This is a genomic window from Acinetobacter sp. WCHA29 (genome assembly GCF_002165335.1).
Lineage (GTDB): Bacteria > Pseudomonadota > Gammaproteobacteria > Pseudomonadales > Moraxellaceae > Acinetobacter.
On record NZ_NHRQ01000014.1, the window covers coordinates 19,750 to 36,974 of the forward strand.

The 17,225-nt window shown below is 37.8% G+C and carries 16 protein-coding genes, 1 tRNA gene and 2 pseudogenes; 13 read left to right on the top strand and 6 right to left on the bottom strand.

Features of this window, described 5'->3' with window-relative positions; all coding sequences use genetic code 11:
- The first annotated feature begins 27 nt into the window (after nt 1-27).
- On the top strand, nt 28-1,146 hold the full coding sequence (locus CDG59_RS10200) for an OmpA family protein (protein ID WP_227519120.1): 1,119 nt from the start codon (nt 28-30) through the stop codon (nt 1,144-1,146).
- A 102-nt stretch (nt 1,147-1,248) separates the two neighbouring features.
- Here CDG59_RS10200 and CDG59_RS10205 read toward each other — a convergent pair whose 3' ends face one another.
- Both CDG59_RS10205 and CDG59_RS10210 read right to left on the bottom strand, forming a co-directional pair.
- The gene (locus tag CDG59_RS10205; RefSeq protein WP_087545189.1) at nt 1,249-2,289 is read right to left on the bottom strand and encodes an IS481 family transposase; all 1,041 of its coding nucleotides are present in this window, start codon (nt 2,287-2,289) and stop codon (nt 1,249-1,251) included.
- A gap of 114 nt (nt 2,290-2,403) precedes the next feature.
- The gene (locus tag CDG59_RS10210; protein ID WP_087545191.1) at nt 2,404-3,021 is read right to left on the bottom strand and encodes a TetR/AcrR family transcriptional regulator; all 618 of its coding nucleotides are present in this window, start codon (nt 3,019-3,021) and stop codon (nt 2,404-2,406) included.
- 486 nt (nt 3,022-3,507) lie between these two features.
- On the opposite strand from CDG59_RS10210, the gene CDG59_RS10215 reads away from it, so the two are divergent.
- From CDG59_RS10215 to CDG59_RS10235, 5 genes and pseudogenes are all read left to right on the top strand, one after another.
- Nucleotides 3,508-4,467, top strand: coding sequence for a metal-dependent hydrolase (locus CDG59_RS10215; RefSeq protein ID WP_087545193.1), 960 nt, complete (start codon nt 3,508-3,510; stop codon nt 4,465-4,467).
- A 62-nt stretch (nt 4,468-4,529) separates the two neighbouring features.
- The gene (locus CDG59_RS10220) at nt 4,530-5,357 is read left to right on the top strand and encodes an SDR family NAD(P)-dependent oxidoreductase (protein ID WP_087545195.1); all 828 of its coding nucleotides are present in this window, start codon (nt 4,530-4,532) and stop codon (nt 5,355-5,357) included.
- Nucleotides 5,358-5,440: 83 nt separating this feature from the next.
- Nucleotides 5,441-6,961 carry a flavin-containing monooxygenase gene (locus CDG59_RS10225; protein WP_087545197.1) on the top strand — a complete coding sequence of 507 codons (1,521 nt, stop codon included), beginning with the start codon at nt 5,441-5,443 and terminating at the stop codon, nt 6,959-6,961.
- A gap of 94 nt (nt 6,962-7,055) precedes the next feature.
- Nucleotides 7,056-7,937, top strand: a complete 882-nt coding sequence (locus CDG59_RS10230) for a class I SAM-dependent methyltransferase (RefSeq protein WP_087545199.1) — start codon at nt 7,056-7,058, stop codon at nt 7,935-7,937.
- 63 nt (nt 7,938-8,000) lie between these two features.
- Nucleotides 8,001-8,457: pseudogene (locus CDG59_RS10235) on the top strand (DDE-type integrase/transposase/recombinase); the annotation flags it as partial.
- Nucleotides 8,458-8,476: 19 nt separating this feature from the next.
- Here the strand turns inward: CDG59_RS10235 and CDG59_RS10240 are convergent.
- Complete coding sequence (locus CDG59_RS10240; protein WP_087545201.1) at nt 8,477-9,631, bottom strand: catalase family protein; 1,155 nt, start codon at nt 9,629-9,631, stop codon at nt 8,477-8,479.
- A 439-nt stretch (nt 9,632-10,070) separates the two neighbouring features.
- Here CDG59_RS10240 and CDG59_RS10245 point away from each other — a divergent pair.
- Nucleotides 10,071-10,826, top strand: a pseudogene (locus CDG59_RS10245) (IS5 family transposase).
- Nucleotides 10,827-10,988: 162 nt separating this feature from the next.
- Complete coding sequence (locus tag CDG59_RS10250) at nt 10,989-11,201, top strand: hypothetical protein (protein ID WP_004661803.1); 213 nt, start codon at nt 10,989-10,991, stop codon at nt 11,199-11,201.
- Nucleotides 11,202-11,244: 43 nt separating this feature from the next.
- Here CDG59_RS10250 and bioB read toward each other — a convergent pair whose 3' ends face one another.
- Together bioB and queG are read right to left on the bottom strand one after the other, a co-directional pair.
- A complete protein-coding gene (gene bioB / locus CDG59_RS10255) occupies nt 11,245-12,234 on the bottom strand; it encodes a biotin synthase BioB (RefSeq protein WP_087545202.1) in 990 nt (329 codons plus the stop codon).
- Nucleotides 12,235-12,321: 87 nt separating this feature from the next.
- A complete protein-coding gene (queG, locus tag CDG59_RS10260) occupies nt 12,322-13,437 on the bottom strand; it encodes a tRNA epoxyqueuosine(34) reductase QueG (RefSeq protein WP_087545234.1) in 1,116 nt (371 codons plus the stop codon).
- 22 nt (nt 13,438-13,459) lie between these two features.
- On the opposite strand from queG, the gene CDG59_RS10265 reads away from it, so the two are divergent.
- Nucleotides 13,460-14,953, top strand: a complete 1,494-nt coding sequence (locus CDG59_RS10265) for an NAD(P)H-hydrate dehydratase (protein ID WP_087545204.1) — start codon at nt 13,460-13,462, stop codon at nt 14,951-14,953.
- On the opposite strand, the gene ruvC is transcribed toward CDG59_RS10265, so the two are convergent.
- A complete protein-coding gene (gene ruvC / locus CDG59_RS10270) occupies nt 14,950-15,495 on the bottom strand; it encodes a crossover junction endodeoxyribonuclease RuvC (protein ID WP_087545206.1) in 546 nt (181 codons plus the stop codon). The genes CDG59_RS10265 and ruvC overlap by 4 nt on opposite strands.
- Nucleotides 15,496-15,815: 320 nt before the next feature.
- On the opposite strand from ruvC, the gene CDG59_RS10275 reads away from it, so the two are divergent.
- From CDG59_RS10275 to CDG59_RS10290, 4 genes are all read left to right on the top strand, one after another.
- Nucleotides 15,816-15,892 (top strand) — tRNA-Met (locus CDG59_RS10275).
- 188 nt (nt 15,893-16,080) lie between these two features.
- The gene (locus tag CDG59_RS10280) at nt 16,081-16,314 is read left to right on the top strand and encodes a transposase (protein ID WP_087545208.1); all 234 of its coding nucleotides are present in this window, start codon (nt 16,081-16,083) and stop codon (nt 16,312-16,314) included.
- Nucleotides 16,315-16,421: 107 nt separating this feature from the next.
- Nucleotides 16,422-16,631, top strand: coding sequence for a cold-shock protein (locus CDG59_RS10285; protein ID WP_004661816.1), 210 nt, complete (start codon nt 16,422-16,424; stop codon nt 16,629-16,631).
- A gap of 490 nt (nt 16,632-17,121) precedes the next feature.
- On the top strand, nt 17,122-17,225 hold a 104-nt coding region (locus tag CDG59_RS10290), incomplete at its 3' end, for a cold-shock protein (protein WP_143225222.1).

Consider the following 17,225-nt stretch of genomic DNA (forward strand, 5'->3'; position numbering starts at 1 on the left):
TATTTTTATATAGGGGTTTCTGCTAGTTTGCTTGCAGTAAGCACTTCTGTATTTGCTGAGTCTGCATCTGAGCAAATTATTGTTGGAGAGCAATCTAGTTCTTTGGTACAAGATGTCAATCAACAGAAGCCTTATAATCCTAAAGATAAGCAAGTTGCGGCATTACAAACACGTCTGATACCTTATTTAAAACCATCTGAAAATATTGCATATTATCAAGCGATAAAAGCCTTAACATGGTTAAGTTACGCTGCCCACGAAGGAAGTGAAAAGAGTCTAAGTTCTGCGAGAACTGAAGCACTTCAACAAGCAAAATATATTATTGATGCTTTAGAACAAGGACAAATTGAAAAATTTACGCTGACAACGGCTATTCTTTCTAATTCAAGTGTCATGCGCAGAGACCTTTGGGCAAATGCTGAATTATTAAAGCAAACTGAAGGTTTTTCATGTGCTCAGGCTGAGATTGCTCAAGCAGAAGTGATGTTGGTTTGGGCAGCAGCAGAACATTGTGAACTTGGATGGAGACACTCAAGAGAACTGTTTCTATCCGCTCAAAGTTTAATTGATCAATCAAATCTCAAAGCATCGGCGTGCAAGTCTGCAACAACATTAGAATTACCTAAAATTAATTATCCATCTTTACAAGAATTGAATGGTGATGCTAAAGGTTGTCATGGAGTGAAAGGGAAGTGGCCAATTTGGTCGCCTGAACAGAAAGTTGTTACTGAACCACTGGTAGCTAAAGTTCCATCCAATGCGCCAAATGTCGTTCACTTTGCTTTAGATCAATCAAACTTGTCAAAAGAATCGATTGATGTGTTAAATCAAGTTGTAACGTTCTTAAAAGACAATCCAACCTACACCTTGACTCTGTATGGTTTTACTGATGCTCGTGCAAGCGAACAGTATAATTTGAAACTTTCCATGAGACGAGCGCAGAGTGTGCTTGCATATCTTCAACAACAAGGGATTCATTTAGATCGAGTTGCTGTTGAGGCAAAAGGTAAAAATCAAACAATTAACGATGAAAATCAGAAGTTTGGTCATGCATTAAGTCGTAGAGTCGAATTAGTCTATGTTGATCCAGAAGGTAAAGAGGTATCAACTTTCAAGCAACGTCAGGATCTCCAAGTAGAAAAATAATACTCTGTTAAAAACAGTGAAAGTACGTTAAAAAGAGAGCTTTAAAGTGTACTAGCTCAAACCTGATCTGACAGTTACCCATTTTTTATTGTGCCTGTCAGGTTAAATTTGAGCTAAATTCTTCTCAGCCCAAATCCGTTTTCCATCAAGTAAAGTTTCAAGTGGTGTACGACCACAGCACATTTTTCCTTGATGAGTCCGTTCAGTATTATAGAATTTCAGCCAATCGTCTAGATCAACTTGTAATTCTTCCAATGAGCTATAAAGCTTCTTCCTGAACGTAATTTGATAGAACTCTTGCAATATCGTCTTATGGAAACGCTCACATATACCATTTGTTTGTGGTGAAGCAGCTTTTGTCTTCGTATGGTCAATGTCATTGACTGCTAGATATAACTCATAGTCATGTTGCTCCACCTTGCCACAGTACTCAGTGCCTCTGTCTGTAAGAATGCGAAGCATTGGTAAATCCTGAGATTGATAGAAAGGTAATACACGATCATTCAGCAAGTCAGCCGCTGTAATCGGTGTTTTGGTTGTATAGAGCTTACAATGAACGACCTTGCTATAAGTATCGATAAATGTTTGTTGGTAGATCCGCCCAACTCCTTTGAGATTCCCGACATAAAAGGTGTCTTGTGCACCTAAATATCCTGGATGAACTGTTTCAATTTCACCACATGCCACATCATCTTCATGCTTACGTTCAAGTGCAGCAATCTGATGATCATTTAATTCGATACCATCCTGTGCCACTTTAGCTTCGAGTGCTTTCAAACGCTTCTTAAAGTTCTCCAAATCATGGCGTAACCAAATAGAGCGAACACCGCTCCCTGAAACAAATACACCCTTCTTGCGTAATTCGTTACTAGTACGATGCTGCCCATAAGCTGGATACTGAATTGCGAAATCAATGACTGCTAGTTCTGTAGCATCATCTACACGATTTTTTAGATTAGCTACTCGACGGGACTTATTGATCAATGCATCCATGTCACCAGACTGTACTAGCTCCTGATAGCGATAAAAAGTATCTCTAGAGACACCCATCACTTTACACGCTCTAGATACATTCTGAAGCTCTTCAGCTAAATTGAGCAGACCTACTTTGTGTTTAATGATTTGATTGTTAGTATGCAACATAAGAAAGTTACCTTTTTTGATTAAGATTTCGACACCTTTATCAAAATGGGTAACTTTCTCTTTTTCAAGAGTGATGTCCGATCAAGTCTGAACTAATACATTTAAAGCTCTTTTTTAACGTTCAGCTTTAGCTAATTCTGCATCAATATAGCTAATGATCATGGTACTTAGACCTTTGACCATTTCATCGAAACTAATTTGTGGATTAGGCAAAATGAGATGTCGTGCCACATTAAAAATACTACTATTGATGCTGATATAGGCCGTAACACTCAAATTGCTCACTTTCAAATATTTAGGGTGGCGCATCATGTATTTCATCAGAACTTCCATCAATGCCATTTCAATTTGCCCAATATAGCGTTCATATTTAAGTTCAGTTGCATATCGTAGACAGATCAGGTAACGGTCATTGTCACGGGTCAACAAGTCACGGAACGTATAGAAAATCATTTCAAATAATGGTTCTAACTCCATTTCGACTATAATAGGTGTTAGTTCTTTAACCATGTCTAGAACTTCTTTGACAAATGATTTTGCCATTGCATCGTAGATTTCTTCTTTATTTTTAAAATATTCGTATAAAGAGCCGACGCTGACGCCTGCAATATCTGCGATGTGACGTGTTGTGGTTCCACTCGTACCATTTGTTGCAACAGCGATAAAGCCTGCTTCAATAATCGTATCTACTGTTACTTTTGATCGAGTTTGACGTGGTTTTCGAGTACCCATAAATATTGTTATATAAATCCGAACATAATGTCAGATTAGCATGCTCCACATGGAAGTAAAAGATCAGCCTACATAATCCGAACAAACAAAATTACATACTTTTGAATATCAAGTTATGCAGTGTAATAAAAATAATAATTTCTTTTATATCAATGAAACATATAGATGACTTAAAGTATTGTAAATAAAATAAATAATTGATATATATTGTATTATTTCAAATTTAGTCAATTTGATATTTTAATTTTAAATAAAAATGTCTAACTTTTTGTGTTGATCATTACCTTATTAAATTGATTGTTTTACCCGAATTGAATCCGAACATAAGATCGGTTTACATTGTTTCTAGTAGGAAATTAGGTTCACAAAAATCTCCCGAATGTTTGTTCGTAACTCAAAGAATATGTAGCTATACGAAAAGAGATGAACCTGATTCAAAGAATGTAAAGGGCAAGTGACGCTCAAGTGAAGTAGGTAGGTGTAGCCATGATTAGCAACACATTAAAGAAAGGTTTAAGTTTATTTAAATCTAACCCGATAACTGAGCAAATTGATTTTGCAAGTAAAAAAAGTATTCCAATCCGCCATCTGGCAATTGGGTTTGAAGGCAAACAGGTTGATCTTTCGTTTTATATGAATAATCAGTTTGCGACACTTTTCTTTGCGACACTTTCAGTATTCCTGACTTATGGTGAAGATTTAGTGATTGAAACTGCACGTCACCATCGTGATTTACTCAAAGATCCTATTTTAAGACAGCGAGTGACGTCATTGATTGGTCAGGAGGCGATTCACTCAAAACTTCACAATGAGTTTAACGATGCGATTGTTGAACTGGATTATCCGGTAAAGCTCTATCGTTTTCTGGGAGAAAAATTCTTTGATCATATTTTCTTAAAGTTTCCACAACCATTGAAACTTTCATTAATGGCTGGAATTGAGCATTTTACTGCTGTGCTGGCGGAATACATGATGGCCCATGAACAGAACTTCTATTTCTCCGATGATGCCAAAACACGTGCTTTGTGGATGTGGCACATGCTGGAAGAGTCTGAGCATAAAGATGTGGCCTATGATGTGTATCAGACTTTAAATGGTAATTATGCTTTGCGTATTGCAGGTTTCTTTTTGGCATACGGGACAATTTTAGGTCTGATTCCATTCGCAACGCTGTTTGTTCCTGTACTGCGTAAACCATATGAAATGTCGACTCCTAAATTCTGGAAAGATGCGGCACGTGGCGTGAAACTGGTATTCAGTCCAAAAGATGGTGTGTTTGGTAGTACACAGGGACGAATCTTTGATTATTTACGTCCAGATTTCCATCCAAATGATCATGATGCGTCTGCTTATTTTGCATATTACGAAAAGAAATTATTATCAGAAGGTGGGGCACTACATCCATTTTTTGTGAAGGAATTTACGCCAAAAGTGCAAGCTGCTTAAAACAGTTTTGAGATGGAAATAAATTTGTATTGATCAATACATTGGTTAATTATGGAATTACGATGAGACTATTTGGTAAGAAAAAAAATAAACCAAGCCAACAAGCCTTTGCTGTGGTGACAGGTGCAGGCAGTGGCATTGGGCGTAGCTTTGCCCTTGAACTGGCAAAACGTGGCGGCACAGTGGTGTGTTCAGACATCAATCTGGATGCAGCAAAAGAAACGGTGGCTTTGATTGAAGCACAAGGGGAAAGGGCCTTTGCGGTGCAATGTGATGTTGCGAAAGAAGAGCAGGTTAATCAATTGGCTGAGCAAGCTGAACAATTGATGCGGAGCCCTGTTACTTTGGTGATTAATAATGCAGGTATTGGTCTTGGTGGTAAGTTTGATGAAATGTCATCAGAAGACTGGAAATGGTGTATGGATATCAACCTATGGGGGGTGATCTATGGTTGTCGTGCTTTTGTACCGAAATTCAAACAATTAGGTCATGGTGCAATCATTAATGTTGCTTCAGCAGCATCCTTTACCGCAGCACCGGAGATGACTGTTTATAACGTTTCCAAAGCGGGTGTACGTGCATTATCTGAAACGCTGTCAGCAGAACTTAAAAAGTCGAACATTAAGGTTAATGTACTTTGTCCAACGTTGGTCCCGACCAATATCATCAAAAATGGCAAAGTACCACATAAGGGTCTTTTAGATTATGCCTTGACCAATCTTGCGTTTACGACCAGTGATAAAGTCGCAAAGTTGACATTGGATCGTTTAGACAAAGGTGAGCTTTATACCATCCCACAAATTGATGCCAAATTATTCTGGTTGATGAAACGTACTGCACCAAATTTATATGCAAAATTTTTGGGCACATCGTACCGATTAATGAAGTAAATCCTATCGGGTAAAAGATTTTGATGACTGAAATAAGATTAAAGATACGCTTATTTCAGAGCAATAAATGAAAGGAAATTTTAATGACAGCTCAAGCAAAAAAATTAAATTCTGCTGACAAAAAAGCATTGCCTGCACACATTTACGATACATTTATCGTAGGTGCAGGTATTTCAGGTATTGCAACTGCAATCCGTCTTGATCAAGTGGGTTATACCAACTATAAGATTATTGAAAAAGCGACGCGTGTCGGCGGCACATGGCGTGAAAACACCTATCCAGGTTGTGGTTGTGATGTTCCATCAGCATTATATTCATACTCATTTGCGCCAAGCGCTAAATGGAGTCATTTATTTGCTCGTCAGCCTGAGATCTTAAGTTATTTAGAAGAAGTTAGCGAAAAATTCAATGTAAGTTCGAAAATTGAATTCGGTACAGAGTTGTTGGGCGCTAAATGGGACAATGAACGTAATTTATGGGTGATGGACACCAATAAAGGGCAATTCTTGTCGCGTACTGCGATTTTTGCCACAGGTCCAATTACTGAGGCACAAATTCCAAAACTGGATGGTCTGGAAACCTTTAAGGGTGAAATGTTCCATTCAGCAAAATGGAATCATGACTATGATCTAACGGGTAAACGTATTGCGGTGATTGGAACTGGCGCATCAGCCATTCAGTTTGTGCCACAAATCCAGCCAAAAGCTAAAGAACTCTATGTATTCCAACGTACTGCGCCGTGGGTCGTACCAAAGCCTGATACTGACTTGGGCGATATCAGCAAAAAATTAATTGAAAAATTTCCATTGATTCAAAAAACTTGGCGTCAAGCGGTTGCTCAATCATTGAATGCAATCAACTTTGGTTTGCGTAATCCAGCCGTATTAAAGCCTGTCGGTGAGTTAGCGAAACTGATTCTACGTTTCCAGATTGAGGATCCTGAATTACGCAGAAATGTAACGCCAAACTTTACCATTGGTTGTAAGCGTTTATTGTTCGCTAACAACTATTATCCAGCCTTACAACAACCAAATACTAAACTCATTCCACATGGATTGGTCAAGGTTGAAGACAATACTGTGGTGTCTGCCAATGGTGAACGTCATGAAGTGGATGTGATCATTTGGGGGACAGGCTTTGAAGTTTCACATCCACCTATTGGTAAGCGTGTTTCAAACGAGAAAGGTGAATGCCTGAATGATTTATGGAAAAGTAGTTCTCCAGAAGCATATTTAGGTACAAGTATTGAAAATGTACCAAACGCATTCTTGGTATTAGGTCCAAACGTACTGGTCTATGACTCATTCATTGGTTTGGCAGAAGCGCAACTGGATTATATTGTTGATGGTTTATTGAAAATCAGAGACCAAGGCATTGCCAAGTTGAACATCAAGCCTGAAGTGATCAAGCATCATAATGAGCTGGTGCAAAAACATCTTAAAACCACAGTATTTAATGCGGGTGGCTGTAAGAGTTATTATTTAGATGCAAATGGCCGTAACTTTGCTGCATGGCCGTGGTCGTTGAAGAAGTTGAAGCAACGTTTAAAACGTATGGACTTGAATGATTACCAAGTGACATACCAGACTGAAAAAACCAACTAATTTTTAAATAAATCGTGAAAGGGCAGTAAATTTTATCTTAGGATGAAATTAACTGCTTATTTTTTGCCAAATATAAAGAACTTGGGAAAGAGATATGAAAGAAGGACAATCCAGCCGAACGGCTGAGGCTGAGGCTGCGGCGGCATTAAGAGCAAATCACTTTCAGAATGCTGAAAATCCAGTATTTTCTGATCCGTTTGCATTTGAGTTGACTAGTCAGGGCTGGAAAAAATTACTAACGACACCACTGACCGTTAAAGTAATGAACTCATCCACGTTTAACCGAAGCTTGGGGTTGTTGACAGGGCAGGTGGTTGGGCGTTCACGTTATGCCGAAGATGCTTTGCAGCAAGCAATTCAACACGGTATCCAACAATATGTCTTGGTTGGGGCTGGGCTGGATTCGTTTATTTTACGCCAAGCTCAACACTATCCTGATCTCAAAATTTTTGAAGTGGACCATCCTGATACTCAGGCAGCAAAACAAAAAAAGCTGAAAGAGTTTGGAGAAATCCCGACCAATGTTGAATTTGTGCCAATTGATTTTGAAAAAGAGTCTATTGCCAATGCTTTAGCTCGAAGTGGCTTTCAACAAAATCAACCTGCATTTTTCTCATGGTTAGGTACAACCCATTATCTTGAACCGCAAACGACACTCCATACTTTAAAAATTATTAGCAGTATTGCTGCTGCAAAAAGTGAAGTGGTGATGGATTATTCAATTGATTATCGTGAATTATCTGGAGTAGAACGTTTTGGAAGTATGTTCGTTTCTCAATTCACACGTTTCTTAAAAGAGCCGTTAATAGGACAATTTAGACCTAAAGCTTTACATCAAGCTGTAAATCAAATGGGCTATCAAGTGGCTGAAGATCTGTCGGGATATGGTTTAAGCGAACGATATTTTAAAAATCGGGCAGATCATATTCGTCATACCATAGCGACACATATGTTGCATTTACGTTTAAAGGTATAAGTTGGCATCACAAACTGCTTTATCATCTTTGCTAAAGCAGAGTTAGGTTATTGAAACACCACCAATTTATTCAGTTGTCGAATTGTTGGTTGGCAAACCGGCCATCGAATAGACCGTCAATTGGTGTGTGACACATTTAATTATGCGCTTGCACCTCAATATCCAACGAATATCATGGTCCATTCAGACCAAGGCAGTCAATACTGCAGTCGTGATTTTAGAGCACTATTATTAACGAATAACTGTCTTGAAAGTATGTCACGCAGCCTTGCGCAGTATACTGCTCATGCTGGGATAACGCAGTAACAGAAAGTTTTTTTCATACATCAAAAGGACATGTGGTACATGACAGTGTATTTTCTACAAAAAAAAGAGGCAAACTCTGTCTTGTTTGAATATATTGAAGTTTACTACAATCGCGTCAGAAGGCATTCCGCAAACGGCTGGTTAATCCCAGAAGCCTTTGAACAGAAACATTTTAAGAGTTTTGAGGGCACCGACTATCCACAATACTGTGTAGGATCAAACAAAGCCCATTTCTATTTAGGCTCTTGTCTCTGAGCAGAATTCATTTCATGTCTGACGATACTTATATTTTCGTATATTACTTTACGTAATCTATTTATCGCACCTAATGGTTTATGTTCAGGTAGAGAATGCCAAGGCGTAAATGAAAGGTTTTCACAAAATTTATTCTGATCAGGCGTACTAAAAACCTGTTGAGGAATATGAATGGTTGCAACTTTATAAAAAGGAGCCTTGTCTTCTTTCCATTCATTCATCGAAGTTTCTACAAGCATTTTATTTGATGTTCTTGGTTGTATAAGAAATTCCATACATACATCTTTCTTATTTAAGGTATTTTGTAGAGCTGCCCTCAAAAAGTTAGGATCTGATTGATTAAGCATAGTATCCGCACTTAGGGAGCAAGGTCTTGCTGAATACTTTACTACTTGACGATCAGCACCTAATCCTAATTGATAGGGAACCATTGACCAATAGCGAGCTTGAACTGGATTCGATATTTTTGAATTGCTTGCTCCCAATGCGTTGAGTGTTCCTTTAAAACCTAATGCGAAAGGGATATGCAATTTTTTTAAAGTACTTTTGCTATTTGTATCTTCTATAAAAGATAAATAACGTAAAGGTTCATCTACGAAAAATACAGGGTGGTTGATCATGATAAAATCTTGAGTCAGCGCTTGCTCATCATTTTCCAAGATTTTTTTACCTTGGACACCTAACAATTTTATTGCCATACCACGCGCGTCCTTTGTACCATCTGCTCTTGTGGCATCACCAGAAGCATTAGAAAAACGAATCCATGCTGAATAGGTCTTATCAGGAACAAAAATTCCTTGGGCTAAGTTTTTGGGTATAGATTTTGATACATGAAACTCTGCACGTACGCAGCCATGCGCTTTTGGGTGCGCATCTCTCAATGCATTGCCAGAGGAGTATTGACTTCGAATTGATTGAACAATTTGCTCTGTAATTTGATTCGCTATTATTTCTTCATCAGGCTGTAATTTTTCACCGAGTTCTCTATCAATGGTTGGATAGGGAAGTTGATGCATATTCGCTATAGTTTTTTTTTGCTGAAGGTTGTTAGAACAACCGCTTATGTTTACCAAAATAGGAGTCATGGCAAATAACAACAAACTGAAACGTATCGATGGCGTATAACTTGACATTTACTTGCTCCTTATCCCATCGCAGTTATTGTTGAGTGCGATGGATCGATACACTGTGTGGTAAAAGATGTTGTTATCGGAATTATTGCTATCCTGTATTTTAGTACATCAAAACTTGAGTAAGAATACAAGCTGTTCTTAGTTATTGATTTTATATTTAACTTTTATCGAAATGTGGGTGTTTATAGATGATGTTTATGTCTGACTTTTAAAATATGCGCATAAAATCTTCGTTCATAACTGCATAATCAAGTTGTTTTGCTACGGTTTGATGTGCTTGCCAAAAAGGGTTGTCGGTCCACCTTTGTTCTTGCTTGTATAGGAGGTAACGACGATTTTCATAAGTATTGATAATTTTATTAGGGTGTATTGACACTTTTAGCTTAAAAAATAGCGAAGTAATAAAATCAAATCTCCAAACCCAATTTTACTATTCGCTATGCCTCGTACCATGTTGACAGATCAACATTGGCAAAAGTTGAAAGTTATTCTGCGTAATTTATCCATTCACCACAACTCAAATTTACGCAATTTTATTGAAGCTATTCTCTATAGAATTAGAACAGGCTGTCCGTGGCGAGATATTCCTTCTTGTTTTGGTCATTCAAACTCTATTTTCAAACGTTTTAATCGTTGCTCAAGCAGCGGTAAGTTACTTAGATTATTCAAATTACTAGCCTCATGCCTCGATATGGAGTGGATTTTTATTGATGACTCTCATGTACGTGCTCATCAACATTCTACCGGCATAGCGAATCAATCTATTTCTAAAAGTGTAGGAGGTAACTCCTCAAAAATACATTTGATTGTTGATGCACATGGCAATCCTATTGATTTCATGATTACCGATGGAACCACACATGATGTTAAAGTTGCACCTGATTTAATATCAACATTAGATTTAAAAGAGACAAAAGTAGTATGCGCAGATAAAGGCTATGATTCAGAACCACTTAGTTGAAAATATGTTTTGTTGATTAAAGTAATTTAGAGGAATAGCTACTCGATATGACAAGCTCAAAAGAAATTATCAAAGTTCTGCTATTAATCTCCTTTGGCTAAGTGTTTTTTTACAATCTGCATAAAAGCTATTGATTGTTGAGGAATAGCTACTCGATATGACAAGCTCAAAAGAAATTATCAAAGTTCTGCTATTAATCTCCTTTGGCTAAGTGTTTTTTTACAATCTGCATAAAAGCTATTGATTGTTGAGGAATAGCTACTCGATATGACAAGCTCAAAAGAAATTATCAAAGTTCTGCTATTAATCTCCTTTGGCTAAGTGTTTTTTTTACAAGCTGCATAAAAGCTATTGATTGTTTATGATAAATAGATCAAGCAAAGATATTTGAATAGTATGGATAAAGATTTTAAGTCAGAAACTTATAAGGTAGATGAAAGTACGACTGATACCATTCTATGGTTGATGCAGCATCAGGATATTTTTGATTCTTTCCATTTTGATGTACATACTCAAGAGTTGTCAGTCACACATGCAGCAGGTGTGGATATTATTCGTGTAGGAATGTTTTTAAATGCCAAATACGGTATTTTAGTGACATCAATTTAATATGATCGAAAAAAGCCTTGTCAAATAACAAGGCTTTTTTTGTTTATGCACTCATAGCATCTACGGAGAGTTCAGCAACAGTTGGTTTCGGTTTTTCTGCTGTTAAACCTAATTTAGCAAATAGGATTTGGTCTTTACCTTCTCCAGCATTAGGCGTAGTCAATAACTTATCACCAGAAAAAAGCGAGTTTGCACCTGCCATGAATGCAAGCGCTTGATCTGAATCACTGAGTGATTCGCGTCCTGCCGATAATCGAATATAACTATGAGGCATAATAATACGTGCAACAGCAATAGTACGAATCCATTCAGTAACATCTAACTTTTCTACATCTGCAAGCGGAGTACCTTCAATTGGAACAAGCATGTTAATTGGTACGGATTCAGGGTGAACGGGCATAGTAGAAAGTTCATGTAATAAACCAATACGGTCATTACGAGTTTCACCTAGACCAACAATCCCACCACTACAAACTTTCATCCCAGCCTGACGCACGTGATCAAGTGTATTTAAACGGTCATCAAAACTACGAGTACTGATGATGTGTGAATAATATTCACGAGAGGTGTCAAGGTTATGGTTGTAATAATCTAAACCTGCATCTTTTAAGCGTTCAGCTTGTGACTGATTCAGCATACCTAAAGTCATACAAGTTTCTAAACCGAGTGCTTTTACTTCTCGAACCATTTCTAACACATAGGGCATATCTCGTTCGTGTGGATTGCGCCAAGCAGCGCCCATACAGAAACGTGAAGAACCAGAATCTTTTGCTGTTTGAGCTTCACGAATGACTTTATCTACTGCAATACGCTTTTCTGCTTCTAGTTTTGAGTCGTAATGTGCAGATTGCGAGCAATACTTACAATCTTCTGGGCATTTACCTGTTTTGATTGAAAGCAGTGTGCTGACTTGAATGGTATTTGGCTGAAAATGCTCACGATGAACGCCTTGTGCTGCAAATACTAAGTCTAAAAAAGGTTGGTCATATAAAGCTTGGATTTCATCACGAGTCCAGTCATTACGTAAAGTCATTGTTATATCCATGATGATTGATTACAAACATTGAGATTAATCATACAGAAATCGTGCCAAAGCCAAAGGGCAAAAAACATCATTTTTCTATTCAGGTACGTTTATTTGCTGCAATTGTTGTTGAATTGCCCACTCAATATGTACATTGACAATCTCATCGTGTAGAGCTTTTGCTTCTTGCAATTGGCTCACGATTTCAGCCGAGTATGGAGCATTTCCCAAGCCGATTGCAATATTCCGTTTAAAGGATTGATAGCCTGTGCGGCGAATTGGACTACCTTCTGTTTTTGCAAGAAAAGTTGCTTCATTCCACTGCCAGATCTCTAGTAAGCTAATGTCATCTAAACTATGTCTTGGGTCAAAGTCTGGAATTGATGCAGTTTTAGCAAAGCCATTCCACGGGCAAATCAGCTGACAATCATCACAGCCAAAAATACGATTACCTATTCCTGAACGTAATTCTTCAGGAATGATTCCTTTATATTCAATAGTTAAGTAAGCAATACATTTCCTTGCATCCAACATATAAGGTTCAACAATGGCTTGTGTTGGGCAAATGTCGATGCAAGCAGTACATGAGCCACAATGGGCTGTTGCGGGTTGATCAAAAGGGAGGTCAAGCGAAGTAAATAGCTCACCCAAAACGAAGAAAGAACCTGATTTTTTATGAATGAGTAAAGTATGTTTTCCTGTCCAACCCATACCTGCACTTTCAGCAAGTGATTTTTCAAAAATAGGTGCTGAGTCCGCAAACGGGCGTGATTCGAAATCGCCCACTTTTTCTTTAATACGACTGGCTAATGTTTTAAGTCGACCACGCATGACTTTATGATAGTCACGTCCACGCGCGTAGCGCGCAATAATGGCTGAATTTGGTTCAAATGGTACATAACGGGGCTTAGGTGATGCCACAAGATAGTTCATCCGCACACAAATAATGCTTTTAGTTCCAGGTACAAGCAATGTTGGATCAGCACGTTTTTCTAAATTCTCTTCCAAATAGTGCATATCAGCATGGTAACCCCGTTTTAAATATTCTTTAAAACGTGGCATTTGATCTTGAGCATCAGGTTTGGCAATGACACAATCAGAAAAGCCCAAGTCTAAAGCTTGAGTTTTTATCCATGTTTTAAGTTCTTGAGGATCAAGCTGCTGAAGCTCAATTTTATCAAGTGATTTTCCAGAGGATGTGGTTGAAGCCATAAACCAATAATTAGGGGATAACATGCAACGTTCAGTTTACCATAGCCAAAGCATTCAAGCATGGGAGCAGCGTTGGTTTGCGCAGCAAAATTCATCTTTAGGATTGATGCAACAAGCCGCTTGGACAATCTCACAACAGTTAATTGAAGCATTTAATAAAAACAAAATTCAAAAGATCGCAATTTGGTGTGGACAAGGTAATAACGCAGGTGACGGTTACTATATCGCTGCTTTTCTAAAGCAACATGGATTTTACATCACGGTTTATGCAGCTGAACTCGGTCAATCTTTAGATTTAAAACAAGCTGTACAATATGCACTGTTAAATCGAGTTGATATTCAAAGTATCGATTATTTATTGTCGGAAAATGCGAATCACCAAGAAATTCCAACTTTTGATTGTCATATTGATGCTCTGTTTGGCATAGGTCTCAATCGAATGCTGGACCAAAAATGGCAGTCGATCATCCAGTTGTTTAACTCACAGATTGGTTTAAAGATTGCTATCGATATTCCGAGCGGGCTACATGCCAATACAGGTCAGGCTTTGCCATGTGTAATACAAGCAGATCAAACCTTTACAATTTTAGGTTATAAGGCAGGACTGTTTACTGGGCAAGGCAAGGAATATGTGGGAAACCTACATTTAGTCAGCTTAATCCCAAATGATGCAGAATTAAAACCACTTGCATATCTATCACCTGAAAAAATTGTATTACCGAAACGCCAAGCTTTTGGACATAAAGGAAGTTATGGGCATGTACTTGTCGTTGGTGGTCATGCGGATATGGGTGGAGCGGTGATTATGTCTGCTGAAGCTGCGTTTCATGCTGGAGCGGGGAAAGTCAGTGTGGTCTGTCATGCCAAACATCATCAAGCTATTCTGGCACGTTCACCGAATATTATGGTGCGAGATATTAATGCTTTAGATCAAGAATCGATCCAACATCTATTAACTCAAATTGATGCCGTCTGTTTCGGGATGGGCTTAGGGAGAGATCCATGGGCAGAGCAGATTTATCAGCAATGGTTCGATTTACTCAACCAAAATTCGCATTTAGAAGTCGTATTGGATGCAGATGGGCTTTGGTTTTTAGCAAAGCATCCGAAAAAATTGAATCCTCATCTATACGCAACGCCGCACTCAGGTGAAGCAGCAACTTTATTGGGTTGTACGGCTGCGGACATTGAGCAAGATCGTATTGCAGCAATTTATCAGCTACAACAAGAATATACAGGACAATGGGTGCTTAAAGGTGCAGGGAGTCTGACTTTAGATGATCAATTATGGATTTGCACTCAAGGCAATGCAGGAATGGGTACAGGAGGAATGGGGGATGTGCTCGCAGGTATGATTGCCAGTTTAAAAGCACAATTTCATGAGCAAGTCGCATTGCATGAAATTGTGAGTTTGCATGCACAGGCAGGGGATTTACTTGCTGAAAATGGTATGAGGGGTTTGCAAGCACAAGAAATGGGCAAAATGATTTACACAGTGGTAAATCAACAAAACTAACGCCTTCTACTACTTGAACGACTTCGCCCACGAGCCATACCACCGAGCGCATTTAACAACGCCATTTTGCTCATACTGCCTGAAGCATGGGCATGACAGATTGCAGCAGCTAACGCATCGGCTGCATCAGCCTGTGGTTGAATGCTTAAGTTCAATAAACGCATCACCATCATTTGAACTTGCTCTTTTTCAGCAGCGCCGTAACCTACCACTGACTGTTTGATTTGACGAGCAGTATATTCCGCGACTTGTAGGTCTAAATTGACCAATGCCGCAATTGCCGCACCACGGGCTTGTCCAAGTTTTAAGGCAGAATCAGGGTTCTGCGCCATGAAAACTTGTTCAACGGCAGCCTCAGTAGGACCGTGGAATTTAACAATACGTTCAACACCTGCAAAAATACGTTTTAGTCGTTCAGGCATTGCTTGAGTTTCAGTACGAATGGTTCCTGCATCGACAAAACGTAGTTTATTGCCATCTTTTTCGATAATTCCATAACCTGTTAAGCGTGAACCAGGATCAATACCAATAATTAATGACATGTCGAACTATAAAAATGAAAGATTGTTGATATTGTTACATAGCAGGCTTTTCGCTGCATAATATTTTTGTAGGATTTTGAATTATAGGAAAATAGTGGATTTATTAAACAGAGTTAGTTTTATTGAGTACATATTCCAAAATTCGGTCTCTTTTGAATAGATCAACTAATAAGGCTTATTTTGGTTGGTTTTTAGTCAATTTGTGTTTAATTTGAGCGTTAGGCAGTAAATTATGTGATTTTTCTAAAAAAAAATTGCATTGTGGGGGAGATAGGCGTATAAAGCATCTCATTGATCAAACATGTTGATCAAGATGTTGATGCGGGATGGAGCAGTCTGGTAGCTCGTCGGGCTCATAACCCGAAGGTCGTTGGTTCAAATCCAGCTCCCGCTACCACTTTAAAGTTAATTGAATATTAGCTCTGTGATTATTGAGTTGTTGTTATCTGAAAGATTAGACGGCAATTAAGTTAGCTGAAATAACCCTAAAGAAAGCTAAAAATTATTAGATTCTAGAATTGTAGTTTACCTCTCTCCATATATCTAGCGTTATAGTAAATCCAAATCGATCACTTGAGCTCAGAAATGAGTGATTTTGTTTTGAAAATTATTAATGAATGGCGTGTAGCCAAAGCCAGCAATGGCAATGAAATTTGTGTGCAAATTATCCCGATGAAACGTCAACAAAATACTTTGGATGGTTTCAAATGGGTAGAGGTTGGAAAGAAAATCCAGCTAGAGTCGGGTCGAGAAGTCAATTTTAATCTAGATGGGAAAAGCTTCTATACCGATGTTAATCAGCTTTATCGATTAATATAGATAATTTAAGCACTTGAAGCATCTATTGGTTAAAGATAGGTTGGGTTAAATCAATATTCATAATTTGATTTAATTCATAAATGAACAAAGTTTAAAGGTTTAAAAGTATGTCTGATACAGTTACTGGTACTGTTAAGTGGTTTAACGAAACTAAAGGTTTTGGTTTCATTCAAGCTGATTCTGGTCAAGATGTTTTTGCTCACTTCAGTGAAATCCAAAGCAATGGATTCAAAGTATTAAACGAAGGCCAACGCGTTTCGTTTGTACTTGGTCAAGGTAAAAAAGGACCACAAGCAACTACAATTAAAGTTATCTAATAAGATTGCTTGAAAAAAAGCTCACTTTATGTGGGCTTTTTGTTATATCCAAAAACTATCTTTTGATTTCTAGTTGTGCTTTGCATGAGATTCTAAGCTTTATAGAGGTTGATCTTCTGACTAAAAGCCGAATTTTGTATAAGAAAGCAATCAGTAAATTTGTATATAAGAAAATCTTAAATGGGAAAGATAAAATATTTTTTAGGATCTCTTTTCAGTAAATCTTAAGTTTTATAAGTTGTGTAACTACACTATCAAAGCTAATTTTTTGATTTAGCAAAGAACGTTATTTTACATGATTTGGTTTATTAAAGCTCAACCTCTTTCATTCAAGAGATAAAACTTTCAATACTTTCATAGATGCACTATCTCGTATGACTTAAAATTTGCTATGCTTGCAGTATCTGTCAAATAAAGATAGATTAAGTTAAGTCAGAATGAAAATTTTGATTTAATTTATAAATGAACAAATTTTAAAAGGTTTAAAAGTATGTCTGATACAGTTACTGGTACTGTTAAGTGGTTTAACGAAACTAAAGGTTTTGGTTTCATTCAAGCTGATTCTGGTCAAGATGTTTTTGCTCACTTCAGGAA